We start from the raw sequence: 22,962 nt of genomic DNA, 5'->3' as shown, positions 1-22,962 counted from the left end.
GCGAACCGCCTGAGCCCTGCTCGGGTCGACACCCGGAGGTACGGCACGCAGCCGGTGCCGGGCCGTGGACGGCGCTGCACCGGCAACGGCGTCGTGGTCACATCACGCGGAGGCCTGCCTGCTGGGCAGGCCGTGCGCCAGGAGAAATTCGGTCGCCCGGGCGATGGCCTCGGTGGAGGTGCCGTGGACGGCCTCGGACTCCTCCTGCTGCTGGTCCGCGGCGGTGGCCGCAAACCACCAGGAATCGGAGTCCGGGTCGTGATGGATGAGAGCGGAGCCCCCCGCGTACTGGAGCGGAATGGACTGCCCGGCGGTCCTCTTCGCCACGGCGTGGGGCCACTTGAGACGGGCGGACTGACGCTTGATGCCGCCCCAGGCCGCACCCAGCTGCGTGTAGCTGGCCCCGCTGCGGCCGGCGACGGTGGCGGCACTCTCCGCCAGCCGGTCGACGGACCGCTTGGTTTCGTACAACGCCCGGAGCAGCGCCAACTGCACATCGGGCGCCGCCATGAGCGCGGGATCGAAGGGGCGACCGGCGGTGCGGTAGGCCAGCGCACGTGTCGAGATCCGTTCGGCGAGCGCCCGGACCGCTTCGAGCACCTTGTCGTCCATGGAGAACGCGTCATCCTCGGTGGGCTCGCTCCAGGCGGGCTCCACCTGGGTCATGACTGTCGCCCAGAAGGTTTCGTCGTCCTTGTCAGGGGTCGGAATCCCTGTCACATCATCCATGCGACAAACATACCTGCGAGAAAGGTGCACGACAAGTAAAACTGTCGAGAAAGGCCACGGCAGCCGATCCTGTCGCGAGTCTGCCCCCGACCCGAAGGCCGACGCGAGGCGCATGACACCCCGACCGGACCGCGCTGGACTTCGAGTCGGTGTGGCGGCGAGAGAGGACGCGGTCGAGCGCGGCATGGACAGCGGGTAGCTGCTCGGCAATCAGCAGTCGAAGGCAGGCGCTCGGTTCGACGCTCAGGCTGAGCTGTTCGACCCGGTGACGTTCCGCCACGTCGACGGGATCGGCGTCACCCGCGGAATGCGGTGCCGGGAGGTCGGGGCAGGCAGCCCCGCCGGCCTGGCCGAGCGCGCCGGAACCGCCGGCCGCGCGGTGTGCACCGACATCGACGTGTCGTAGGCCCGGGAGGCCACCTCCCGCCCAATTCCGCGAGCCACGGCGGGACGCGGCGCGGACCTCTCGCACGGCCACACACTGCCCCGGCCGCTACGCGAAGCCGGCCTGCGCGACATCCGGGCCGACGCCCACTTCCCGATCGCCTCTGCGGCGTGCACCGTCCTCGATGCGGCGACGGCCCGGCAGATCCGCGGTCGGCTCGTGGCGGCGGAGATCGCGACCGACAAGGACATCGGCCGACACATGTCGAACGTCGCCACCGGACGACTCGATCCGGCGACGGCCCCCTTGGTATCCACCTGGGAACGCCGCCCGCAGCCTGCGCCACCGTGCGAGGAGCAGGGCCGGGCGGCCCGCCGTCACCCCATAAGGGGAGGTAGCGCCTAGTTCCGGATCAGCAGAACGAGGGCGGCGATCACCGCGGCAAGCAGCACAGCGGCCACCCCGTAGGCGAGCCGGTGCGCGCGCAGGCCGGGCAGGAAGCGGTCCACCGCGATCCGGCCGGGCCCTGTGAGTGCGAGTCCGGCGGCTCCGGCAAGCAGGAGCACCTCGTATTCGACACCCGCAGGAGCGAAGAATCCGCCGCCCCACTTGACGGCCAGCGCGTTGATCATCGTGCCGAGGACGGCGGCTCCGGCCAGCGGCGTGAGAAGACCGAGCACCAGACCGAGTCCGCCCAGGGTCTCACTGAGGCCGGCGATCACGGCCATCGTCCGCCCGGAGGGATACCCGCTCATGGTGAAGAACTGGCCGGTGCCCTCGATGCCCCCGCCTCCGAACCAGCCGAACAGCTTCTGTGCGCCGTGCGCGGCCACGGTCACTCCGAGGACGACACGGACGAGCAGGAGACCGACGTCGTACGCGTGCGGCGATGCGCCTTCGGGGGCGGCCGAGGACGGGGTGAGTGAGCGGTTCAGGACGGAAGTCATGGGGACGAATTTCCTTTCCAGGTGAACTTGAACTTTCAAGCGTGCCCCGAGCCTAACCGATACATGAAACTTCAATAATTCCTGGGTGAGGGACTTACGGCAGCTCACGGCCGCCGAGGACAGCCTGTAACCCGCACCGGGGACGCGCTCCAGCGGCCCGTCGGCAGCGATGTACGGGGCTCACCGGGAGTCGGCCGACGACCGGTACCGGGAAAGAGTCAGCCTGCGCCGCTGCCGGTCGACATCCAGGACGACAACCGCGATCTCGTCGCCGGCCTCGACGGCGGGCCGTGCAGTTGCCGGGCGGTCCAGGGCGAACTCCCGTGCGTGGAGCAGCCCTTCGACACCATCGGCGACCCGGACGAAGACACCGAACGTGATCATCCTGGTGACCTTCCCCCGCAGCACTTCGCCGGCCGTGACACTGTCGGCGAACACCTGGAACGGGTCCGGCCGTGCGGCCCTGAGAGAAAGCCGAGCCTCTCCGTACCAGGTGTCGAACCCCAGGAACACACACGAGACGTGGTGTCCGACCTGAACGACGTCCGACACCGCCTCGACGTGCCGCCACGACAGCTCGGGAATCGTGATGAACCCGACGCCCGGAAGGACCGGATGCTCCGGGCCGTCCTCCAACGCCACGAACACGCCGAACGGTTCGACGGCCGCGACCGTGCCGGACAGGATCTCACCGCTGCGCCGCGATTTCAGGAACGCCCACAGCTCCGGGTTCTCGGTGGCGGTCGTCGCCAGCCGGGCCCGGCCCTCCTCCACGTCGACGGCGATCACCTCCGCCGTGATCCATCGCCCGGCCTTCATGACCTCGGACGGACTCGAGCTCCACGAGACGTCATGAGCCCAGATGATCCCCAGCGGGCGCGCCGGGAATCCGTCCAGGACCACCGTCACCCGGGACCGCTCGACCTCTGCGACGGTCCCGCCCCAGAGGTCACCGACACGGATACCCGCCAGGAACTCCCGATGATCCCGCTCACCCGACGCCGCCCCCATGCCGCCCATCCTCCCAGCAGGGCCGCGCGCATGCGACGACGTCGCCGCGCCGGGGCGGCTGCGCGGCGTCGACCGCCGGGCCTGATGCACCTGGCGGGAGCACCCTCTTCTTACTCTGGAGTAACCTCTGTGTCCCGCACCGTCGGTCAAGGTCCAGGAGCCCTCATGGAACGCATCCCCCTCACCTCACGCTCACCCCTGCTGCTCGCAGGTTTCCTGGCTGCGGCCGGGGTCGCGCACTTCGCCGCTCCCGCGTCATTCGACGCGATGGTGCCGCGAGCCCTCCCCGGCAACCCCAGGTCCTGGACCCGGGTGAGCGGCGCGGTGGAACTGGCGCTCGCCGCGGGAATCGCGGCGCCTCGCACACGGCAACTCAGCGCTCAGGCGACCGCACTCTTCTTCGTCGGTGTCTTTCCCGCCAACCTCAAGATGGCGTACGACTGGCGCACCCGCCCCGCACCTGCGCGGGCACTCGCCTACGGCCGCCTCCCTCTCCAGCTCCCGCTCTATCTCTGGGCCCGCGCGGCAGCACGCCCCACGACCGGCTGAACGGCCCGCCGCCCCTCCAGGCGACCGGTGCCCGCTCCGGCGCGGCTGCCCGGGCCGGGACATGACGCCACGAGTGCCGCTCCTCATCAGGTCGCTCCCGGCCCTAGGATCGGGGCATGAGCAGAACCGACCGTGCCGGCCGTGTGATCGCGGCGTCACCGGCGACTGTCTACAACGCTCTCCTCGACCGGGCGTCGCTGGAGGCCTGGCTGCCACCTGAGGGCATGCGCGGGCGGGTCGAGCACTGGGATCCCCGCCCCGGCGGCGGGTTCCGGATGGTGCTCACCTATCTGGACCCCACCGGCGGTCCCGGCAAGACCTCGGACGCGACGGATGTCGTCGACATCCGGTTCGCCGAGCTGGTGCCCGCGGAGCGTGTGGTCCAGCGAGCGGTGTTCGAGGCCGACGACCCGGCGTACGCGGGCACGATGACGATGACCTGGCACCTCATCGGCGCCGGTGGCGGCACCGAGGTGACCGTCACCGCGGTGGACGTGCCGGCCGGCATCGGTCAGGCGGACCACGAAGCAGGTCTCGCCTCGTCGCTGGCCAACCTGGCCTCCTACGTCGAAACCGCCCGCTGACCCGGGACGGCCGCTGGGCTCCGGTCGGGCCGAAGCGCTCGCGTCGGCTCTCGGTCCGGGCGCCGCGTCTGCGTCCCGCCTAGCGGGTGGAGCCGGCGCGACGCGGTCAGGCCTTGACCTTCGTCGTCCGGGCACCGGGAAGGCCCTTGTCCCACCAGTGTCCGTAGCGCCGGTAGACGGCTGGATCCCGGTCGGCGAGCAGCGCCGCAAGTTTCTCCGCCTCCTCGGTCAGGCCCTGCCACGCGGCCTTGCCGAGCTTGTGGAAGGCGGTCAGTTCCAGTCCGCCGTCGATCGCGCGCCACACTCCGGCCACCTGCCCGTCGACGAGCAGGCAAGGCAGCATGTCACCGTTGCGCCGTACGACGAGCGGCCGGTACTCCTCGGGCACGACGCGCCCGGGTACCGCGTGGGCCAGCAGCGTGCTGTCCCACATCGGCAGAAGCCTCGGCGGCGCAGGGACGTCCTCGGCAGGGACGGTGGCTCCCTCCAGGTCGAACAGTGCGGCGCGGCCAGGACCTGCCACACGCACCACCTGGTCACCGAGCTCGTGCAGCGCCTGGGTGATCGCGGGGCGCGTCAGCAGGGTGAACCGCGCGAAGTCCTGCGCCGACGCAGGCCCGAACGCCCGCAGGTAGGCGAGCAGGAGCCATCGGGTCCCCGCTCCCGCGTCCTGCGACGGAGCACCCGCGGCCACCGAGGAGTCGAGGTACGTGTTCGGCAGTGTGAACGACCAGGGACCGCCGGTCGGGGCGTGACGCAGCGGCGCGTACGTGCGCAGCGCCCACCACACACGGTGCGCGTGCTCGCCGAACCGGGCGGTGACCTCGTTCTCCACGTCGGCGCCGGTGCGGGGCCGTGCCAGGAATCCGGCGAGCTCGGGCAGCAGTGCGTCCGCGTCTGCGGGATCCAGTCCCGTCGAGGTGAAGCGTCGGTCGTACAGCCGCGACGCCCGCAGGGTGCTCAGCATGGCAGCGTGGTGGTGCGCGTAGTCCTCTGCGTGCACGGCGTGCAGTGTGATCCGCATGAGGCTCGCCTTCACGATCCGGCCGTCCGCGAAAGCAGCGTCGAGCTGTTCGGGCGCGAAGTCCCGCACCCGGTTCCACAGCGCCAGGTACGGCGATGCGGGTGTCTGCGCCTGGAGGGCGCAGACTCGGCGCACCGCGTCCGCCACACCGATGCGCCGCCGCTCCAGCAGGAGCTGGCGGTCCAGGGTGGCCAGGGCGAGCTGCCGCACGGTGAAACTCATGGCCGGATCATGCCACCTGCGTCCTTCGCGTGGAGTAATTACCCCGGCCCTCGGCCCAGTTGAACCTCGCGCCGTCCGGTCCTGGCCCTCGTGCACACGAGCACCGTCTCCTCGTCCCCCTCCGAGCACCGGTCGTGGGGTACGGGTGGCGAGACGCCGGCTCCCTTCCGGGACCGTCAACACACGTCGGACGGTCGAGCGTTCGTGGTGGCGCGGAAGCGCGCTTCTTCGTGGTCGTCCGTAACGCCGTGCCCCGTAACCTTCCGGGCATGGCTACTGTCGCGCTGGCCGTCACCGACGGCATGCTGCATTTCGAGCTGTCCCTGGCGTGCGAGGTCTTCGGGGCGGACATGCCCGGCTCGGTCGCACCCTTGTACCACCTGTCGGTCTGCGGGCCGAGCGCCGTGCGTATCGGCCGCTTCCGGCTGGAACCCGATCAGGGCCTCGACCACCTCCCGCACGCCGACACGGTGATCGTGCCGGGGTGGGCCGACATCGACACGGACCCGCCGGTCGAGCTGGTCGACGCGGTACGCGCGGCTCATGACGCGGGTGCTCGCGTGGTGTCTCTCTGCACCGGTGCCTTCGTGCTCGCAGCTGCCGGCCTGCTGGACGGCAGGCGAGCGACCACCCACTGGGCCCACACGCAGGAGCTGACCAGGCGCCACCCCCGCGTGGCGGTCGACCCGGACGTCCTCTACGTGGACGACGGCAGCGTGCTGACCTCGGCCGGCAAGGCCGCGGCGATGGACCTGTGCCTGCACCTCGTCCGCCTTGACCACGGCTCCTCGATCGCCAACACACTCGCCCGGCGTCTGGTCGTGCCGCCGCACCGGGACGGCGGTCAGGCCCAGTTCGTGACCACTCCCGTCCCCGCCCCGGACAACCATCCGCTCGCCGATCTCCTCCCCTGGGTGGTCCAGCGCCTGGACCACCCTCTCACCGTCGAGGACATGGCCCGCCGGGCACGGATGAGTTCGCGCAACCTGGGCCGCCACTTCAGGACGGTGACCGGCACAACCCCCTTGCAATGGCTGCTCACCCAACGGATACGCCACGCACAGGAGTTACTGGAGACCACCGACGACACGCTGGACACCATCGCAGCCAACACGGGCATGGGCACCGCCACGACGCTGCGCCGGCATTTCAACCGCACGGTCGGCGTTCCCCCGGATGCCTACCGCCGGACCTTCCGTCCGCACCGTCAGGGCCGGGACGGGAGCCGGCCGCCCCTCTCCCTTCCGGCGCCTTGACGCCCGTCAGTCGTGCGAGCGGAGGGCCGGAACACCTGGAGGTGTGTCGCCTGTTGAGCAGCTCACGGCTACGACAGCGGGCCGAGGTCTCCTTCGAGGACGGTCCGGACCATCCGGGGCCGGCCCCGGAGCACCAGGATCTCGTTGGCCACGTCGACGACGCACTGGGGGTCCTCATCTTCCTGCGCTGCGACTGAGGCGGCCGAAAGGGTGCGTGGGACGGCTCCGGCGTCCAGGAGGAGCCGCCAATCCCGCGTGCCGAGCTCCAGGAACTCCAGTCCCGTGAGCCGGGCGACCTCCAACGGCTCGGCGAGAGTGCCCGGGTGCGCGATGAGGGTACGAAGGCGCGGCAGCGCGGTGACGGGCGCGAGGCTGATCGGAGCGTGATCCCCTGCTCCGACCGTCAGGACCTCCAAGGCGCGGTCAGCGGCCGCCTCGATGGTCTGCGTGCTTCCGTCACCGATGCCGGCCACGACCGGAGGGCCGTCCTCACGCCGGCCTCGGCGTTCCTGCTTCGTCCGGTTCAGGACCAGATCGGTGAGGGAGTCGGCCCTGAGTTCGGCACCGATGCTCTGCTCGTGGTCGATCCGGATGATCTGCCCGGTGTATCCGCGCGGGCCGGGTGTCAGGTCGACGGCCAGTTCGTCGCCGTGGCCCGAGAAGACGAGCCAGCCGGGAGAGCCGGCCAGATTCTGCACCGAGTCGCCGGGCCGGGTGACAACCGCCGTCCTCGCCCCGGAACCCCAGCGGGGGTGACGGGCCGTCGCCTCGACGCTGCGCAGGTCGTCCAGAGCGGAGAGCTCCCAGCCGACCGCAGCGTCGGCTCGCCGCCGGGCTTGCTGGTCCTCGCGCCGTTCCCCCCGCCTCGCCCCCGTCACCCGGTAGAGCACCTTGAGCTCGTCGGGCAGCGTGATGCCGAGTCGCGTCTCGGCGGCGGAGATCTCCTCGTCCGTCGCACCGGTGGAGTCGGGCAACCGCTCGCGAAGCGTCCGGTCCAGCGCTCCAGATCCACCGATGGTGCCGCGACTGCCCTCGGTACCGGGTCGGGGAGGCGGCGCCAAGGTCCGGGAAGGGCCCCCTCGGCCAGGACGAGTACGCCGACGCCGTGGTGGCCGGGGGCGGTTTCCACGGACGGGCAGTCACGGATCAGGCCGAGTGTGGTCCTTCCTGTCGGCCGGATGTCCGCCGTGAAGGTGATCTCGTCGACCCCGCCGCGCGTGAGCTCCTCCTGGAGACGCTCCACCACGGCCCGGTCCGCCGCCGGCCTTCGTCCCCGACCCAGGCGCAGACTGCAGCCATGTCTCCCGACGCTCCCACCCACACGGACGGGCCGGCCGTCCCGCCTCCGGGAGTCGGCGGCCAGCAGGCGCCTCACCAGAGGTTCCCAGGTCGCGAAGTCTTGCAACGATGACGGAAGGGGTCGCTGATCGGCCATACACAGACCGTAAGCGGCGCCACTGACAGCCATCGCCCCGGGCCGGGGTGCGAAGACCGGGCCGCGCGTCCAGCGGGGCTTCTCCGGCCGGACCACGACCTCGGACCGCCGGGAGGGCAAGCTGCTGCCCACGGCCCGCTGTTGCGGGCTCACCGCACCTGGTCACGGAGGGTATGACCTCCGTAGCCGCAATCGGCTCCGTGTGCCACGGTGGCGGGCATGGAGGGGAATCAGCACACTCACGCGCCCGGCCACCGACACTCACCTGACCACCACCAGGGACACGGACACACCCCCGAGGAGGACGGGCAACTGCGCCGGTCCGCCGGAGCACGGCTGAAGCAGCTGCGCCACGTTCTCGCCCATGCGGTGGCACCTCACAGCCATGAGGCGGCCGACAAGGTCGACTCGGCGATGGAGACGTCCGGCGAGGGCATGCGGACGCTGTGGATCTCCCTCGCCGTTCTGGGGGCGACCACGGTCGTCCAGGCATTGATCGTCGCCCTGTCCGGGTCGGTGGCGCTGCTCGGTGACACCATCCACAACGCCACCGACGCGTTGACCGCCGTTCCGCTCGGTATGGCCTTCCTGCTCGGACGCCGGGCGGCGAACCGCCGCTACACCTATGGGTACGGCCGCGCCGAAGACCTCGCCGGCATCCTCATCGTGGCCACCATCGCCGCCTCCGCGGTCCTGGCCGCCTGGATGGCCGTCGACCGTCTGCTCGACCCACGTGACATCACCCATCTGTGGGCCGTCTCCGCCGCCGCGCTGACGGGCTTCGCCGGCAATGAGTGGGTCGCCCGCTACCGCATCCGCACCGGGAGGAGGATCGGCTCGGCCGCCCTGGTCGCCGACGGGCTGCACGCCCGCACCGACGGATTCACCTCGCTCGCCGTACTCCTCGGGTCCGGCGGCGCGGCTCTCGGGTGGCCGGCGGCCGATCCGGTCGTCGGTCTGCTCATCACCGCCGCGATCCTGTTCGTCCTCAAGGACGCCGCCCGTGAGGTCTACCGGCGCCTGATGGACTCCGTCGATCCCGCTCTCGTCGCCACTGCGGAGATCGCGCTGCGGAGCGTGGACGGGGTGATCGGCATCGGAGCCGTCCGGATGCGCTGGATCGGCCATGCCCTGCGGGCCGAGGCCGACATCGTCGTCCACGCGCATCTCACGGTCGTCCAGGCACATGAGCTGGCGGTCGCGGCCGAACACGCGTTGATCCACACGGTTCCGCGGCTGACCGCAGCGACTATTCACACCGATCACTCCCCCACCACCGGCCCCGACCCGCACAGCGCGCTCGCACACCATGGTGATCGCCCGGACCCGGCCGGTGCGCTGCGGTGACGCCCCGAACCGGCCCTGTCCCTTGCGTGTCCCTCAGGGCGACGGAAGGCTGTGGTGGCGAAGGCGCCGGTCGGGTCGGCCCCAGGGGCCGGCGGCGGCCGGGCGTCGGGGATGCGAAGAAAGGGAGATCATCCATGCCGGCACAAGCAACGGGGCGGCAGCCCACGGCTGAACTCGACGCCCGCTACAGCTCAGCACTCGATCCACGCCCTGGTGCGGCGGACGTGACCGCCACCCCCTGGAGCGAGGCGCGGCAGCAGCTGGAGCGGGCCGAGATCTTCTGGGTGTCCACCGTGCGGCCCGACGGCCGGATGCACGTCACTCCCGTGATCGCCGCCTGGCACAGGGGGGTGATGTATTTCTCCACCGGCCCGCAGGAGCAGAAGGCGGTGAATCTCGCCCATGACGGGCACTGCGCGCTGACCACCGGACGTAACTCGCTCACGGAAGGACTGGACATCGTGGTCGAGGGCGAGGCGAAGCGGGTGGCCGACCCGGCGGTGCTCGAGGAGGTGATCACGGCGTACGAGGCGAAGTACGGCCCGCACATCACATCGGCCGAAGGCACCTTCCACGGGATCGCAGAGGCATTCCGGAGCGGGGACGCGGTGGTCTTCGCGGTGGCTCCGTCGACCGCGTACGGCTTCGGCCGTGACGACGGGGTGTACAGCCACACCCGTTGGACGTTCTGAGCCCGCCAGGCTGCGGTGACGAACCACCGGTACGGGGTCGCCGGACCTCGCCCCCTGCACCCCCGCACCGGGGGCCCCGTGTCTCTTCGAACTGCCCGGCGTCCGCCGATCGAATGAATCCGGCCTGGCCGGAACCGATCGTCCGGCGTGTAACTCGCACAACTAAATCGAACAGACGTACTATCCAAGTGTGCCGATGTACGACTTCCCCCAAGACCTGCGCGACGCCCAGCTCGCCCTCCACCGGACCCGCACGGCTCTGGACCGCTGCGCCGCGAGTCTCCCCTGGTCCGCCGAGCCGATGACCGGCTGGCAGACCGACAAGCAGCTGCACAGCGGCTACCGGTCCGAGAAGACGGACAGCCCTGGCTACACCTGCGAGCAGCGCGACGAGGTGGCACGGCTCCGGAAGCAGTTGCTCGACCTCAGCGTCACGGTGTCCACCCACCCGTACTGGGCGACGGTGGAGAAGGGGGACGCCGTCGAGATCCGCATGGCACTCAAGCACGCCCACGAGGCGGCGGACGGGGTGCCGCGGCCGTGACCGGCGGGATATCCCGGCTCGAGAAGTGGCGGGCGACGCGCGAGTACCTCGCCTGGCAGCTTCGGCATGCCGACCATCGCATCCGAGAACTCGAGGCACTGGAGCAGCGGGAGAGGCACCTGCGTGAGCGGGCCCGGGCCGAGCGGTCCTGGAAGATCCAGCCCCAGCGTTCCAGTTCGAGCGCCCTGCTGCACCGCGGGAACTGCACGCTGTACAGGAACGACTCCGGGTTCATCAGCCGCGACGAAGCGATCATCGCGCTCGCCGAGCCGGACATCGAGCCGTGCCAGATCTGCAACCCGCAGACCGGACTGCGGTGAGCCGGCACGGGGAGTCGTGTTACGTGACCAGGGCGGCGACCCGTGGAACCGGGCCGGCACGCGAAGAGCCCCGCGCGACCGGGCGGGCGTCGAGACCCGACCCGGCCGGCTCGCCCCCGCTCAGGCGTTCCGCCGGGCGGCCTCGCGTTTCCGGCGCTTTCCGAGGGGCGCCTGCGAGAGGTCCTCCGCGCTGCTCCTGAGGTTCTTGTAGCCGTAGCCTCGCTCCCCCAGCCAGGCCTTCGCCGCGGCCTCGGCGCGCTCGGTCGCCTCCAGGATGTCCTCCTCCTCGTCTCCGGAGTCCGAGAAACGGAAGGTGAAGGCCGACCGTGCGGCCAGGTCGTAGGAGAGGTGCCCCTCGGGGGTGAAGGCCGCCCGCAGGACGTCGTGCTCCGCGGCACGGTCCAGGAGATCGGCCCGCTGATCGGCGCCGAGACTGTCGAACACGCCGCGGACCGTGATCCGGAAGGTACGAGTACTCATCCCGCGACCCTAGCCAGCGGGGTCGCTCCCGCTCCACCGGATTTCCGTGCAGCGCGGCCGAGGCCGGACAGGGAGGACGGATTCCCCCGGCGCCGCAGGACACGGCGCGCGAACTTGATAGGCAAGTGAACACTTGCCTATCCTGACGCCGTGGCCGACGATGTCTTCAAAGCCCTGGCGGACCCCACCCGCCGCACCATCCTCGACGAGCTCGCGGACAAGTCCGGACAGACTCTCTTCGAGATCTGCTCGCGACTGAGCATGAAGCATCGGCTCGGCCTTTCGCGCCAGGCGGTCTCGCATCACCTCGCCGTCCTAGAGGCAGCCGGTCTCGTCGAGACCAGGCGGGAAGGCCGCTACAAGTTCCATGACCTGAACACAGCCCCGCTGCGGCGGATCACCGAGCGATGGCTCGTGCCCGACGCACCCGGACCGGAGGAGAGCGCCCCATGAGGATCCACCTGACCAGCGTCTTCGTCGACGACCAGGCGAAGGCCCTGCACTTCTACACCGAGATTCTCGGCTTCGCGAAGAAGCACGACGTTCCGCTGGGCGAGAAGGACCGGTGGCTGACCGTCGTCTCGCCGGAGGAACCGGACGGCACCGAACTCCTCCTGGAGCCCGCCGGGCACCCGGCTGCGGCGACGTACCGCGACGCGTTGGTCGAGGACGGCATCCCGCTCGCCCAGTTCGCCGTCGAGGACGTGAAGGCGGAGTACGAGCGCCTCAGCGGGCTCGGCGTCCGCTTCACCCAGGAGCCCCTGGAGATGGGCCCCGTGACGACCGCGGTCTTCGACGACACCTGCGGCAACTTGATCCAGATCGCCTCGCAGTAGCCGCTCCGGCACCGCGCGGAGCCGGCCATCGCCCGGCAGCGGCCGGAGGAAGGGCACGCGGCCCCGGGACATCTCGCTCGGGGAGAGGGCCGCGACCGAGGACTGCCCGGCACAATCCCCTCCGGCTGCACGCCTTGGGGGGTACCTCGACGAGCGGATCCATCACCCCGAGAGCGGCGGGGAACCGATCCGCTGCCCCTGACCGGGGCGACCACGGCGAGCAACGAACTGCCCAGCGGCGAGGACAGCGCCGCGATCCACGACCGGCTGCTGGTGCGAAGAACTTCGCGGAGCGTTCCTCGGCGGCGGCACCAGTTACGAGATGCGTCGCCTGGATTTCCGCGTGTTCGGTGTGGCGGTCGGTGCGCCGCGGAGGCGGGCTCGGTCCCGGAAGCTCTGTGCGACATCCTCCGTTCCGTCGAGGACCTCACCGACGTCCACGGCGCCGCCGAGCTCTTCCGCGTCATCTGACGGGACCGGGCCCGCCGGGAGGGTTACCGGGCGGCGCCGTGGATGACCGTCAGGGCATGCTCCCGCGCACGCTCGCTCAGGATGCCGTCCAGTTCGTCGAAGAGCGCACCCGCGGTGCTCCCCTTCCAGTCGGCCGGGAGCAGTGCGAGGGGGATGCCGGGGTCGCGGTAGGGCAGTCGGCGCCATTCGGTGAGCATGGGGACATAGGCGCGGAACGCCTCCCGTGGAGTGGCCCTGGCCCAGGAGGACGCGTCGGCGAGCGGGCTGTGGCGGTGGAGGAAGTCGGCGTACATATCGGTGAGTTCGTCCAGGTCCCACCAGGTGCTGACCTTGGAGCGCAGGTCTCCGAAAGCGAGGTGCTCCGCGCCGAAGATGTCCACGTAGCCGGTGAGCCGACGGCTTTCCAGGGTGCGCCGTGTCTCCGTGGCCAGATTCCCCGGGGCGATCCAGGCGCCCGGGGCGGCGGTGCCGAAGCCCAGCCGGGTCAGGCAGGTGCGGAGCTCGTGGCGCTTCTCGCGCTCGGTCTCGGGGACGGAGAACACGACCAGGAGCCAGCCGTCCTCCACCGTGGCCCGGGCGCGCTCGAAGATCCGTACGTCGCCTTCGGCGAGGGTGCCGAGGGCGGAGTCGGCGAGCGAGTAGCCCGCCTTGCTCCCGTGCCGCACGCTTTCCAGGATGCCGCGGCGCTTCATGCGTGAGACCGCGGAGCGCACCGCGGGTGCTTCCACGCCGAGGTCGGACATGACGCGTACGAGGGACGCGACCGAGAGCCAGTTGGCCTCACCTCGCGCGTAGAGGCCGAACAGGGTCGTGATCAGTGGGCCGTGGCGGGTCTCACGGTTCGCCGCACCGGGAGTGTCCGACCGGGTTGCCGCCGTCATGTCCGCACCATGGTCCCCGTAGCCGAGCCGTTCACGAATCCCCCAGCGTAAGGGATGGGGTGCGAGGCCCGGCCGTACCAGGTTGGCCGCGAGGAGACCGTCGGCGAGGGCGGCGTCTGTGTGGTGGGCGGGCCGGCACCCCGAGCCCGCCGGCGCGGATCAACTACGCCTCGCGCCCGTCAGCCGCGCAGCCGGGAGTTGAGCCGGGCTGCCTGGCGCGTCAGGTGGTCGCGTTCGGCGAGGTCGTGTGCCTTCCGGGCGGCCCTGGCGTACAGACTCGCCGCGGCCGCCAGGTCGCCGCCGCGCTCGTGGAGGTACGCCGCCACCGCGTCGTAGCGGGGCAGGGAGTCGTCCAGGGCCGCGAGCGCCGCCAGACCCGCGCGCGCTCCGTCGGCCTCGCCGACGGCGACGGCGCGGTTGAGCCTGACCACCGGGCTGTCCGTCAGACGCGTGAGCTCGTCGTACCACTCCACGATCTGCACCCAGTCGGTCTCCTCGGCGGTGGGCGCGTCGGCGTGGAGTGCCGCGACCGCTGCCTGGGCCTGGAATTCCCCCAGCCTGTCCCGGGCGAGGGCGGCCTGCAGGATGCGGACTCCCTCGGCGATCGCACCGGTGTCCCACCGGCCGCGGTCCTGTTCGGCGAGCGGCACCAGGCTGCCGTCGGAAGCAGTCCTGGCGGCGCGCCGGGCATGGTGGAGGAGCATCAGGGAGAGCAGCCCGGACACCTCGGGGTGGTCGATCGACGAGGCGAGCTGCCGGGTGAGCCTGATGGCCTCGGCCGCGAGGTCGACGTCCCCGGAATAGCCCTCGTTGAAGACCAGGTAGAGGACGCGCAGCACGGTGGCGACGTCGCCGTGCCGGTCGAACCGTATGCCGGAGACGGTTCGCTTGGCCCTGCTGATGCGCTGCGCCATGGTGGCCTCGGGCACGAGGTAGGCCCGGGCGATCTGACGGGTGGTCAGTCCGCCGACGGCGCGCAGGGTGAGTGCGACCGCGGACGACGGCGTCAGCGACGGGTGGGCGCACAGGAAGTAGAGGCTGAGCGTGTCGTCGTACGCGTGCGCCGGCCCGGGTGCCGGCTCCTCGTCGACGAGGTCCTCGCGCCGGCGCCGGGCGGTGTCCGCCCGGGCCGCGTCGAGGAACCTGCGCCAGGCCACGGTGACCAGCCAGCCCTTGGGGTCCCGTGGCGGATCGGCCGGCCAGACACGGACCGCCTCGACCAGTGCGTCCTGAAGGGCGTCCTCGGCCGCCGCGAAGTCGGCTCCGCGGCGGACGAGGATTCCGAGCACGCTCGGCGTGAGGCTCCTGATCCGGGCCTCGTCCACCCCTGGACTCACTCCGCGATGGTGGGCGGAGTGCCCAGGAACGGACGCAGTTCGAGCCACTCGTGGATCGGTTTCCCGCCCGCACCGGGGGCTGCGGAAAGCTCCCCGGCGAGCTCGACGGCGCGCTCGTAGCTGTCGACGTCGATGACCATCCAGCCGGCGATGAGGTCCTTGGTCTCGGCGAACGGCCCGTCGGTGACGGGCGGGCGCCCCTCACCGTCGTACCGGACGAACGTTCCCTCCGGGGAGAGCGCCTGACCCTCGACGTACTCGCCGGTGCCTTCGAGGCGGGTCGCGAAGTCCTGCATGTACTTCATGTGCGCCGAGATCTCCTCAGGCGTCCACCGGTCCATCGGGACGTCGTTGGCCGGAGCCGGTGCGCCTCGGTAGTGCTTGAGCAGCAGGTACTTGGCCATCGGTTTCTCCTCTGTGCTGTGCGGCCCTTCGTGGTCGCGTTCACTGCGGGGACGGAGCCGGCTGCCGGTTCTCGACATCGTGGACCGATTTCTTTTTCGGCTCTCCCTGCCGAGTCGGATCGTGCACGGCGTCGCACGGGGCCACCCCTCCCATGGGCTGTGCGCACAGCATGCCCCACGGAAGTCAGGATGTCCGCGTCCGAACGTGGCTGCCGCACGACCGAACGGCTGTCTTCCCGCCGGGGCCGGCCTCCTGCCCGACCCCGCGCCACCTCCGACAGGAAATGCGAAAAACTTATTGCGCAACTTATCTTTCCTACCTACCGTGGGCTCATGTCAGAGAAGCGTGCGCCCGAACAGATCACCGACCTGCGCCGGTTGAAGGCCTTCACCAACCCCCTGCGGATGCGGCTCTACCGACTGCTGTACGCGGCAGGCACGGCGACCGCCTCCCAGTTGGCCGAACAGGTCGACCAGGCCCCGTCGCTGGTCAGCTATCACCTGCGCAAGCTGGCCGAGCACGGTTTCGTGGCCGAGGCGAGCGGGCGGAGCACCGACGGCCGGGAGCGGTGGTGGCAAGTGGCGACCGAGGAGGGCTGGGGGTTCCGAAGCTCGGACTTCGCGGACACACCCGAGGGCGCGGCCGTCACCGGTGCGCTGGCCCGGGGCATCTTCGAGACCCGCGTCTCCCAGTACCGCACCTATCTGGACCAGTCGGCCGCCTGGGGCAAGGCATGGACCGATGCCGCGTTCAGCTCCGAGTGGCTTCTCGACCTGACCCCCGCCGAGCTCGCGGAGATGAGCGAGGAGTTCACCGCGGTGGCCCGGCGCTGGCGTGATCGCGTCGAGGAGGCCAAGAGGACCGGGGAGACGGACGGCCGTGAGCACGTGTCCGTGCACCTCCACAGCTTCCCGTTCCGGCCCTGACGCCGCACGCCACCGCCACCCACTCCTAGGAGTCCCGCATGACGACCACCGACCCGGCCCTGCCCGGACACGCCTCCCGGCCGGCCCACCGGGACGGCAACGTGCTGCGGTGGCTCACCGCGCACACCGCCTCGCTCGTCGGCGACAGCGTGTACTTCGTCGCACTCGGCTGGTCGGCCCAGAAGGCCGCCGGGCCCGCCGAGGTCGGACTCGTCATGGCCGCGGGAGCTCTGCCACGGGCGTTACTGATGCTCGTCGGGGGTGTGGTGGCGGACCGGTTCGACCCGCGCCGGGTGATTCTCGGCAGTGACGTGCTGCGCTGCCTGCTCATACTGTCGGTGGCCGCCGGCATCGCTCTGAGCGCACCGGCCCTGTGGATGCTGGTCGCGGTGGCGCTCGTCTTCGGCGCGGTGGACGCGCTGTTCGTACCGGCGATAGGGGCGCTCCCACCGAGGATCACCGGCCCCGGCCAGCTGGCCCGTGTCTCCGGCATGCGTTCCCTGTCGATGCGCCTCAGCCAGATCGCTGGTCCGCCGATCGGCGGACTGGCCATGGGGCTGGGAGGCGCGGCGGCCGCATTCACCGTCGCCGGCCTGCTCTTCGCACTGTCGCTGCCGTTCCTGTCGACGATGCGCGTACGCCCCCTCGAGAAGCCCGGGGGGGAACAGCCGGAGAACGGCACCGTCCGCCAGGACCTGCTGGACGGGCTGCGCTACATCCGCCGCCACCGCCTCGTCGGTCCACTCGTCGTGGTCGGCGCCCTCTGCGAGCTCGGGCTCGTCGGCACCCTCAACGTCGGCATGATCCTCCTCAACGCGGAGCGCGGCTGGGGACCTTCCGGCTACGGCTGGATCGTGAGCGGCTTCGGTGCGGGGGCGGCTGCGGGTGCCGCGCTCCTCAGCGTCGTCGGCCGGCTGCCCCGTGCCGGCCTCCTGCTGGCCGGCACGTTGCTCGTGAGCTCCGCGGGAGCCGTCTCCATCGCCCTGGTGCCCGCCCTGTGGATCGCGGTGGCCATGGCCCTGGTCACCGGGCTGTGCGCAGGCACCTTCGGCGGTGTGAACAACGCACTCGTCCAGGCCGCGACCGATCCCGCCTATCTCGGCCGGGTCACTTCCGTCGTCATGCTCGCCATGGTCGGTCTCGCGCCTCTCGGCTACCCACTGGTCGGCGCCGCCATCGGCGCCTGGGGCAGCGCCCCGGTGTTCGTCGGCTGCGGAGCCTTCGCCTGCCTCGGCGTGGCGGTCGTCCTGGCCTCCGGAGCGGTACGGCGCGCCGAACTGCCCAGGGCGCACTGACACATGGCCCGGGGCCGATGCGCCTCAGCCGGCGCGAGTGCGGAGGTGGGCAGGTCCCCGGCGCAGGTCTCGGACGGCGTCGAGGGCCAGGACGGCGAACAGGGCCGTCAGGGCGAAGTCCAGGCCGGTGACGCTGTCGGGGATCAGGGAGCCGAGCAGGGCACCGGCGGTGGCGCTGCCGGCCCGGTACAGGTGCGTGAAGAACCGAGCCACAGGATCCGCCGCCCGGGCCAGGCGCGGGAACGCCCGGTGGCGGTGAGAGGCGTATGCCTCATCGGTGAGTGAGAAGGTGCTGTACGCCTTGGCGAGGCGGCCCCGTACGCGTTCCAGGGGGAAGGACAGTGCGTAGCAGGTGTGCCGGGCGTTCACCAGGAAGGCCGCCACGGCTATGTACACCGGCGGGGCCGCGACGACGACCATCCGGTGAGCAGGAACTCGAACGAGCCGGCGTAGACGAGTGCGGCATGCGGTCGACCGCGACATCTTGTTCCATCTGCAGCAGGACGGCCGGCTGTCCAGCGTCGACCTGGCCAAGCGGGTGGGTCCGACCCCGCCACCCTGTCTGCGCCGGGTCGAACGGCTGGAGGAGAGCGGCGTCATCACGGGCTACAGGGCAGCCATCGATCCCGCCGCTCTCGGGCGTCAACTGGAGGTCCTCGTCGACGTGGAGATCTACGCCCAGGACCGCAAGAGCTTCGAAGCCTTCGAAGCGACGGTGGCCGCCCATGACGAGGTCGTCGAGTGCCGGCGCATGTACGGCCGCCCCGACTACTTCCTCGGCGTCGCCGTGTCCGACCATGCCGCCTACGAGGCCTTCGTCACCGAGAAACTCAGCGGCCTCCCCGCCGTACTGCGTCTCGAGTCCCACCTCACGATGAAGACGGTCAAGATGAACGGCTGACGGACCGCGCGGCTCACCGCCGGCGGGTCTCCAGGTCGCGTGCGCGGCGGCCCGACGCGGGAACCATCCGTACGACACCGCGGACCACGGTGTCGATCAGGTCGTCCGTGGGGGCGTCACTCCCGTGTGTCAGGAGCCGCGCGAGGGTGTGCACCAGTGCCGGCGAGCCCATGACGCGCCGATTGAGGAGCGGACGGTAGCCGTAGCGGGCGAACACCAGCTCGGCGACAGTGTTGCCGAGCCTGTAGTAGCGCCCCCAGCGACGGTTCACCTCGCTCGCGTACTGGTGCAGAGCCTGCTCACGCCCGGGGCCGTCCGGGCGGTGCAGAGCGAGGGCAACGGTCTCGGCGGCGACCTCGCCCGCCTCCATGGCCTGGACGATGCCCTCACCGCTCCACGGACTGACCATGCCCCCGCTGTCGCCGACCAGGAGCAGGCCGCGACCGTACTGGGGCCTCCGGTTGAACCCCATGGGCAGCGCGGCGCTCCGCAGGGGCGAGTCGGCGTTCTCCTCCCGCAACCCCCACTGCGCGGGCACCCGGGCCAGCCACCGGTCCATGGTGGCCCGCAGGTCGACCGTCCCGTGACCACGATGCGGCAGCGCACCCAGGCCGACGTTCACCCGGCCGTCGCCGAGCGGAAAGATCCATCCGTATCCCGGCAGATCACGTCCGGTCCTGGAGCAGCGCAGATCGGCCCAGAGCTCCAGGTAGGGGTCGTGCGTGCGGGCCTCGCTGCGGTAGTAGCGCCGAGCGGCCGTGGCCATCGGCTTGCCGTGGTCCCGCTCCAGGCCCATGGCCAGGGCCGTGCGGGCGGAGGCACCGTCGGCGGCGATCACCACGGGGGCACGGTAGTTCCTCGGCTGCCTGTCGGCTCCCGCGACGGCGCTGACACCGACGATGCGACCGGCCCGATCGGTCAGGGGGCCCGTCGCCTTGGTCTCCAGACACAGCCTCGCTCCGGCGGCCACGGCGTGGCGGGCCAGGATGTCGTCGAAGTCGTGCCGTGACCGGGTGAGTCCGAAGTCCGGGTGGCTGCCCGACCGCGGCCAGTCGATGTGTACCTGCCGACCTCCGCACACCCACCGCATGCCCTTGGTGCGTGTCCATCCCGGAGCGTCGATGTCGACTCCCATGCGGACCAGCTGCTGCACCCCTCGGGGGGTGAGACCGTCGCCGCACACCTTGTCCCGGGGAAAGGTGCCCTTCTCGAGAAGCAGTACGTCCACTCCGGCTCTCGCCAGGTGCAGCGCCGCGGCCGAACCCGCGGGCCCCGCCCCCACCACGATCACCTGCGCCTGGTGGTCGCCGTTACTCACACCCTCGTCTGACTCCACGTGCTGGCTCCTCGATGAGTCGGGGCGGCCGACGATCCCGTGCGGCACCGGTATCGGCGGTCGGTCCGGCAGGCCCGGCTCCGGGCCTGCGCACGGAGCACCTACCCGGTGCGAGCCGGGGACACCCTCCCGAGCAAGTGGTGAACACGTGATCAGATGCCTGCGGAGCGCCGTGTGTTCGATCTGTTTCGGCCGCACTGGGCATTCCACCGACACACCCAGGCCGTCGCGCGCACCGGCCCATGACGGCGACCAGGCCCCGGGATCGTGCTCCCGGGGCCTGGGTGATCTCGACCTGTACCGTCAGGCGGTCGTGATGTTCTCCGCCTGCGGGCCCTTCTGGCCCTGGGTGACGTCGAAGGTGACGGCCTGGCCTTCCTGGAGCTCACGGAAGCCTGTGGCGTTGATGGCGGAGTAGTGCGCGAAGACGTCCGGCCCGCCGCCGTCCTGCTGGATGAAGCCGAAACCCTTTTCGGCGTTGAACCACTTGACGGTTCCGCTGGCCATGCTCGTGCCTTCCCGTTGAGATCCGGATCCGCACCACGCGGTCCCGGAGGTGTCGCGGTCCGCACCGACACAGCGAAACGCCCGCACCGAAGCGCGGGCTGGTACGGCGAACCACGACATCTGGCAGTGACGCTACATGGCGAAACCGGCCCCCACCAGAGAGCAACGACGGGATGTGTGGGACTTGTGCGCTCGACTCACTCCTACGCACGGCACGGGCCGGGCGTGATCCACTGACGCCGTGTCCGATTCGCTCACCTCTGAGGACCGAGGCGCAGCGAGCGGGCGACCGGACCCAACCGGCCCGAAGGGCCGATAGATGGCCAATTCGCATCTACCGCCGCACCACCTTCGCCGGTGTCGGTAGCATCAATCGCCATACCTGTTTCAGACACAACGACCGAAGGACGAGGACTGCATGTCCGAAAACACTCCTACATCCGGCATCAGCGCAGACTACGCACAGCGGATCACGGATGATCTCGCGGCGAACCGGAGCGAGCAGGACCGGGCGCGTGCCGAGCTGACCCGCCTGCAGGACGAGCTCATCCAGCTGGAGGAGGGTGAGCAGATCCTGGTCAAGATGCAAGAAGTACTGGGAACCGCCGAGAAGCCCGCTCCGCGCAAGAACAAGGCCCGCAAGGCTTCGGTCTCCGTACCCGCCGCGCGGCGGGCCAAGAGCGGGACAGCGGCCGGGAAGGCCGGAAGCACACCGAAGTCCCGGGCGCGGGCCGGAGAGAAGGCTTCCGCCGGAAAGACCGCCTCCCCCAAGGCAGCCGCTCCCAAGGGTGCCGCCGAGCCGACGTGGCGCGAACTGGTCACCGGATACCTCGCGGACCAGAGGGAGCCGAAGTCCGCCGCCGAGGTGGCTGCGGCCCTGACGGAGGCCCACCCCCAGCGCACCACGCAGGTCACCGTCGTGCGGAACACCCTAGAGCAGGGTGTCGCACACGGGCTGCTCGAGCGCTCCAAGCAAGGACGTTCCGTCTACTACAGCCCGGTCTCGACCGCGGACCTCGAGACGGCCGCCGGAACGCCGGCCAAGTAGCCGAAGCCCGTAGCAGAGGTGGACGACTCCGCCCACGGACCGGCCGTCACGGCATTCCCGGCGGGGCTGTCGGCCGGCCGGGCAGTGGCGCCGGGCAGACCGCCGGCCTGGCTTCGCCCGCGGTCCCGGCCGGGCCCATTCGGTATCCGATCCGGTCTCTTCCGAGCCTGTCGGCATCGGGGTCCCGGTCCTGCACGTGCGGGCAGAGATCATGCGCTCCGCCCCTGCAGGCCGACCCGGATCCCCCGTCAGAAGCTCACCCGGGCGTGGGACTTGTCCGGGAGGCCTGTGTCATGCCGGAGACGTGGCGCGGGGTAGGCCGTCGGCAGAGGCATGCCACGCGCGGCCATGATGTCCCGGACACGGTCCGGGTAGTCGGTGATGATCCCGTCGACCCCCATGTCGAGGAGTGCCTCGATGGTCGCGGGGTCGTCACAGGTCCAGGGGACGACCTTCAGTCCCCGGCGGTGCGCGTCGCGCATCATCTTCCTGTCCGGGTAGAAGCGGAAGCCCGGGTCCGTGACCGTGCCGCTCTGCGGGAAGCCGTAGTTCGGGGACAGCGCGGTCACGCCGGGAACGGCGGCGGCGGCCCTCACGAAGTCTCCGTCGTAGTCGTCGACGTCGATCCCGCCGAGCCAGGGGGAAGCTCCGGGCTTCCCCACCTGGAGGAAGTCGTAGTTCGTCAGCGCCACCAGAGGGTAGTCCGGCGCGAGGTGGTGCATCTCCTTCAACGACCCCCAGTCGAAGGACTGGACGGACACCTGGTCCTCGATGCCCGAGCGGTGGATCTCCTCGAAGACACGGCGGACGAACAGCTCGCGTGGTGCGGTCTGTTCGGGAGCCCCTGCCTCCACCTTCGTCTCGATGTTCAGCTTGAGCCGCTTCGCTCCGTAACTCCTCACCAGGCCGAGGACGTCACCCAGTTCGACCATGCGGAAGCCGTCGACCCGCTCCTGCTCCGGGAAGCCCGGCAGCTGCTGGTATCCACAGTCCATGGTCCTGATCTGCGCGAGCGTAAGGTCCTTGATGTACTTGCCGACGTAGGGGTACATCAGGTCGTCCGACGTCAGCGGGCCGGTGTCCCGGCACTTCTGGGCGCTGACCTGACGGTCATGGGTCACCACCACTCGCCGGTCCTTCGTGATCTGGGTGTCCAGCTCCAGGGTGCTGACACCCAGGCGTATCGCCTTGCCGAAGCCTTCGAGGGACGACTCCGTGGTCAGGCCGAGGCCACCACGATGGGCCTGCAGGTCGAACACGGCCCGGTGAACGGGTTGGTGCCTGTGGTGCGCCACAGCGGCGTGCGCGGTCGCCGGGACGGCGAGGGCAGGGAGAAGGACCAAACCGGCGATTATGTGCCTCAAGGACATGAGTGCCTCGTCTGTCACGTCGAGCAGGACGCCGCGAAGCCAATCCCGCAGACCGGGCTCGCACGAAGACCCACGGTAAGCGCCTGGTGAACGTCGGCGAAAGGCCGGCTCCTGGGCAGCCCCG

Annotated in this window: 26 protein-coding genes and 2 pseudogenes; 15 read left to right on the top strand and 13 right to left on the bottom strand. The window is 70.6% G+C overall.

Going from position 1 to position 22,962, the window contains the following annotated elements:
• Nucleotides 1-102: 102 nt before the first annotated feature.
• From P8A20_RS35490 to P8A20_RS35475, 3 genes are all read right to left on the bottom strand, one after another.
• The gene (locus P8A20_RS35490; protein WP_147961918.1) at nt 103-729 is read right to left on the bottom strand and encodes a hypothetical protein; all 627 of its coding nucleotides are present in this window, start codon (nt 727-729) and stop codon (nt 103-105) included.
• 786 nt (nt 730-1,515) lie between these two features.
• Nucleotides 1,516-2,061, bottom strand: a complete 546-nt coding sequence (locus P8A20_RS35480; RefSeq protein ID WP_147961919.1) for a DoxX family protein — start codon at nt 2,059-2,061, stop codon at nt 1,516-1,518.
• A gap of 180 nt (nt 2,062-2,241) precedes the next feature.
• Entirely contained in the window at nt 2,242-3,072 is an 831-nt protein-coding gene (locus P8A20_RS35475; RefSeq protein WP_147961920.1) for a S1 RNA-binding domain-containing protein, read from the bottom strand.
• Between the two features lie 165 nt (nt 3,073-3,237).
• Here P8A20_RS35475 and P8A20_RS35470 point away from each other — a divergent pair, with 165 nt between their 5' ends.
• Both P8A20_RS35470 and P8A20_RS35465 read left to right on the top strand, forming a co-directional pair.
• The gene (locus P8A20_RS35470) at nt 3,238-3,621 is read left to right on the top strand and encodes a DoxX family protein (protein WP_147961921.1); all 384 of its coding nucleotides are present in this window, start codon (nt 3,238-3,240) and stop codon (nt 3,619-3,621) included.
• A gap of 116 nt (nt 3,622-3,737) precedes the next feature.
• On the top strand, nt 3,738-4,205 hold the full coding sequence (locus tag P8A20_RS35465) for an SRPBCC family protein (RefSeq protein ID WP_306104974.1): 468 nt from the start codon (nt 3,738-3,740) through the stop codon (nt 4,203-4,205).
• 106 nt (nt 4,206-4,311) lie between these two features.
• Here the strand turns inward: P8A20_RS35465 and P8A20_RS35460 are convergent, their stop codons facing one another.
• Nucleotides 4,312-5,451 (bottom strand): winged helix DNA-binding domain-containing protein, encoded by a 1,140-nt coding sequence (locus tag P8A20_RS35460; RefSeq protein ID WP_147961923.1) that lies wholly within the window; start codon nt 5,449-5,451, stop codon nt 4,312-4,314.
• A gap of 269 nt (nt 5,452-5,720) precedes the next feature.
• On the opposite strand from P8A20_RS35460, the gene P8A20_RS35455 reads away from it, so the two are divergent.
• Nucleotides 5,721-6,707 carry a helix-turn-helix domain-containing protein gene (locus P8A20_RS35455; RefSeq protein ID WP_147961924.1) on the top strand — a complete coding sequence of 329 codons (987 nt, stop codon included), beginning with the start codon at nt 5,721-5,723 and terminating at the stop codon, nt 6,705-6,707.
• A 68-nt stretch (nt 6,708-6,775) separates the two neighbouring features.
• Here P8A20_RS35455 and P8A20_RS35450 read toward each other — a convergent pair whose 3' ends face one another.
• Nucleotides 6,776-7,681, bottom strand: a complete 906-nt coding sequence (locus P8A20_RS35450) for an SMI1/KNR4 family protein (RefSeq protein WP_371606709.1) — start codon at nt 7,679-7,681, stop codon at nt 6,776-6,778.
• A gap of 680 nt (nt 7,682-8,361) precedes the next feature.
• Between P8A20_RS35450 and P8A20_RS35445 the strand changes: the two genes are divergently transcribed.
• The 4 genes from P8A20_RS35445 (at nt 8,362) to P8A20_RS35430 (ending at nt 11,045) form a co-directional block, all read left to right on the top strand.
• Entirely contained in the window at nt 8,362-9,489 is a 1,128-nt protein-coding gene (locus P8A20_RS35445) for a cation diffusion facilitator family transporter (RefSeq protein WP_147961925.1), read from the top strand.
• 134 nt (nt 9,490-9,623) lie between these two features.
• Complete coding sequence (locus P8A20_RS35440; protein WP_306104973.1) at nt 9,624-10,181, top strand: pyridoxamine 5'-phosphate oxidase family protein; 558 nt, start codon at nt 9,624-9,626, stop codon at nt 10,179-10,181.
• A gap of 196 nt (nt 10,182-10,377) precedes the next feature.
• On the top strand, nt 10,378-10,725 hold the full coding sequence (locus P8A20_RS35435; protein ID WP_261988888.1) for a DUF8825 domain-containing protein: 348 nt from the start codon (nt 10,378-10,380) through the stop codon (nt 10,723-10,725).
• Nucleotides 10,722-11,045 carry a DUF6233 domain-containing protein gene (locus P8A20_RS35430; RefSeq protein ID WP_147961928.1) on the top strand — a complete coding sequence of 108 codons (324 nt, stop codon included), beginning with the start codon at nt 10,722-10,724 and terminating at the stop codon, nt 11,043-11,045. The genes P8A20_RS35435 and P8A20_RS35430 overlap by 4 nt, the downstream gene beginning before the upstream one ends.
• A 120-nt stretch (nt 11,046-11,165) precedes the next feature.
• Here the strand turns inward: P8A20_RS35430 and P8A20_RS35425 are convergent, their stop codons facing one another.
• A complete protein-coding gene (locus P8A20_RS35425; protein ID WP_147961929.1) occupies nt 11,166-11,525 on the bottom strand; it encodes a DUF6204 family protein in 360 nt (119 codons plus the stop codon).
• 150 nt (nt 11,526-11,675) lie between these two features.
• On the opposite strand from P8A20_RS35425, the gene P8A20_RS35420 reads away from it, so the two are divergent.
• From P8A20_RS35420 to P8A20_RS38945, 4 genes and pseudogenes are all read left to right on the top strand, one after another.
• The gene (locus tag P8A20_RS35420) at nt 11,676-11,978 is read left to right on the top strand and encodes an ArsR/SmtB family transcription factor (protein WP_147961930.1); all 303 of its coding nucleotides are present in this window, start codon (nt 11,676-11,678) and stop codon (nt 11,976-11,978) included.
• Nucleotides 11,975-12,361, top strand: a complete 387-nt coding sequence (locus P8A20_RS35415) for a VOC family protein (RefSeq protein WP_147961931.1) — start codon at nt 11,975-11,977, stop codon at nt 12,359-12,361. The genes P8A20_RS35420 and P8A20_RS35415 overlap by 4 nt, the downstream gene beginning before the upstream one ends.
• A gap of 139 nt (nt 12,362-12,500) precedes the next feature.
• Nucleotides 12,501-12,640 (top strand): annotated as a pseudogene (locus P8A20_RS35410) (AAA family ATPase); the annotation flags it as partial.
• A 46-nt stretch (nt 12,641-12,686) separates the two neighbouring features.
• Nucleotides 12,687-12,832 (top strand): annotated as a pseudogene (locus P8A20_RS38945) (VWA domain-containing protein); the annotation flags it as partial.
• Between the two features lie 23 nt (nt 12,833-12,855).
• Here the strand turns inward: P8A20_RS38945 and P8A20_RS35405 are convergent.
• From P8A20_RS35405 to P8A20_RS35395, 3 genes are all read right to left on the bottom strand, one after another.
• Nucleotides 12,856-13,713, bottom strand: a complete 858-nt coding sequence (locus P8A20_RS35405; protein WP_147961932.1) for a PaaX family transcriptional regulator — start codon at nt 13,711-13,713, stop codon at nt 12,856-12,858.
• Between the two features lie 179 nt (nt 13,714-13,892).
• On the bottom strand, nt 13,893-15,038 hold the full coding sequence (locus P8A20_RS35400) for an RNA polymerase sigma factor (protein ID WP_147961959.1): 1,146 nt from the start codon (nt 15,036-15,038) through the stop codon (nt 13,893-13,895).
• A gap of 8 nt (nt 15,039-15,046) precedes the next feature.
• Nucleotides 15,047-15,454 carry a YciI family protein gene (locus tag P8A20_RS35395; protein WP_147961933.1) on the bottom strand — a complete coding sequence of 136 codons (408 nt, stop codon included), beginning with the start codon at nt 15,452-15,454 and terminating at the stop codon, nt 15,047-15,049.
• Between the two features lie 333 nt (nt 15,455-15,787).
• Between P8A20_RS35395 and P8A20_RS35390 the strand changes: the two genes are divergently transcribed.
• Complete coding sequence (locus P8A20_RS35390; protein ID WP_147961934.1) at nt 15,788-16,381, top strand: ArsR/SmtB family transcription factor; 594 nt, start codon at nt 15,788-15,790, stop codon at nt 16,379-16,381.
• A 38-nt stretch (nt 16,382-16,419) separates the two neighbouring features.
• Entirely contained in the window at nt 16,420-17,676 is a 1,257-nt protein-coding gene (locus P8A20_RS35385) for an MFS transporter (RefSeq protein WP_147961935.1), read from the top strand.
• A 24-nt stretch (nt 17,677-17,700) separates the two neighbouring features.
• Here P8A20_RS35385 and P8A20_RS35380 read toward each other — a convergent pair whose 3' ends face one another.
• Nucleotides 17,701-18,096: an AzlC family ABC transporter permease gene (locus P8A20_RS35380; RefSeq protein WP_187282309.1), complete on the bottom strand. Its 396-nt coding sequence runs from the start codon at nt 18,094-18,096 to the stop codon at nt 17,701-17,703.
• A gap of 37 nt (nt 18,097-18,133) precedes the next feature.
• On the opposite strand from P8A20_RS35380, the gene P8A20_RS35375 reads away from it, so the two are divergent.
• Nucleotides 18,134-18,577 carry an Lrp/AsnC family transcriptional regulator gene (locus tag P8A20_RS35375; RefSeq protein ID WP_306104972.1) on the top strand — a complete coding sequence of 148 codons (444 nt, stop codon included), beginning with the start codon at nt 18,134-18,136 and terminating at the stop codon, nt 18,575-18,577.
• A 13-nt stretch (nt 18,578-18,590) separates the two neighbouring features.
• On the opposite strand, the gene P8A20_RS35370 is transcribed toward P8A20_RS35375, so the two are convergent.
• Both P8A20_RS35370 and P8A20_RS35365 read right to left on the bottom strand, forming a co-directional pair.
• Complete coding sequence (locus tag P8A20_RS35370) at nt 18,591-19,913, bottom strand: geranylgeranyl reductase family protein (protein WP_147961938.1); 1,323 nt, start codon at nt 19,911-19,913, stop codon at nt 18,591-18,593.
• Nucleotides 19,914-20,216: 303 nt separating this feature from the next.
• Nucleotides 20,217-20,420 (bottom strand): cold-shock protein, encoded by a 204-nt coding sequence (locus tag P8A20_RS35365; protein WP_014158060.1) that lies wholly within the window; start codon nt 20,418-20,420, stop codon nt 20,217-20,219.
• A 418-nt stretch (nt 20,421-20,838) separates the two neighbouring features.
• Here P8A20_RS35365 and P8A20_RS35360 point away from each other — a divergent pair, with 418 nt between their 5' ends.
• On the top strand, nt 20,839-21,468 hold the full coding sequence (locus P8A20_RS35360; RefSeq protein WP_147961939.1) for a hypothetical protein: 630 nt from the start codon (nt 20,839-20,841) through the stop codon (nt 21,466-21,468).
• Between the two features lie 248 nt (nt 21,469-21,716).
• Here the strand turns inward: P8A20_RS35360 and P8A20_RS35355 are convergent, their stop codons facing one another.
• Entirely contained in the window at nt 21,717-22,838 is a 1,122-nt protein-coding gene (locus tag P8A20_RS35355) for a glycerophosphodiester phosphodiesterase family protein (protein ID WP_147961940.1), read from the bottom strand.
• Between the last annotated feature and the right edge of the window lie 124 nt (nt 22,839-22,962).

The organism is Streptomyces sp. Alt3 (genome assembly GCF_030719215.1).
Lineage (GTDB): Bacteria > Actinomycetota > Actinomycetes > Streptomycetales > Streptomycetaceae > Streptomyces > Streptomyces glycanivorans.
Note: the sequence above shows the minus strand (reverse complement) of the source record. Positions and strands in the feature narration are given on the sequence as shown.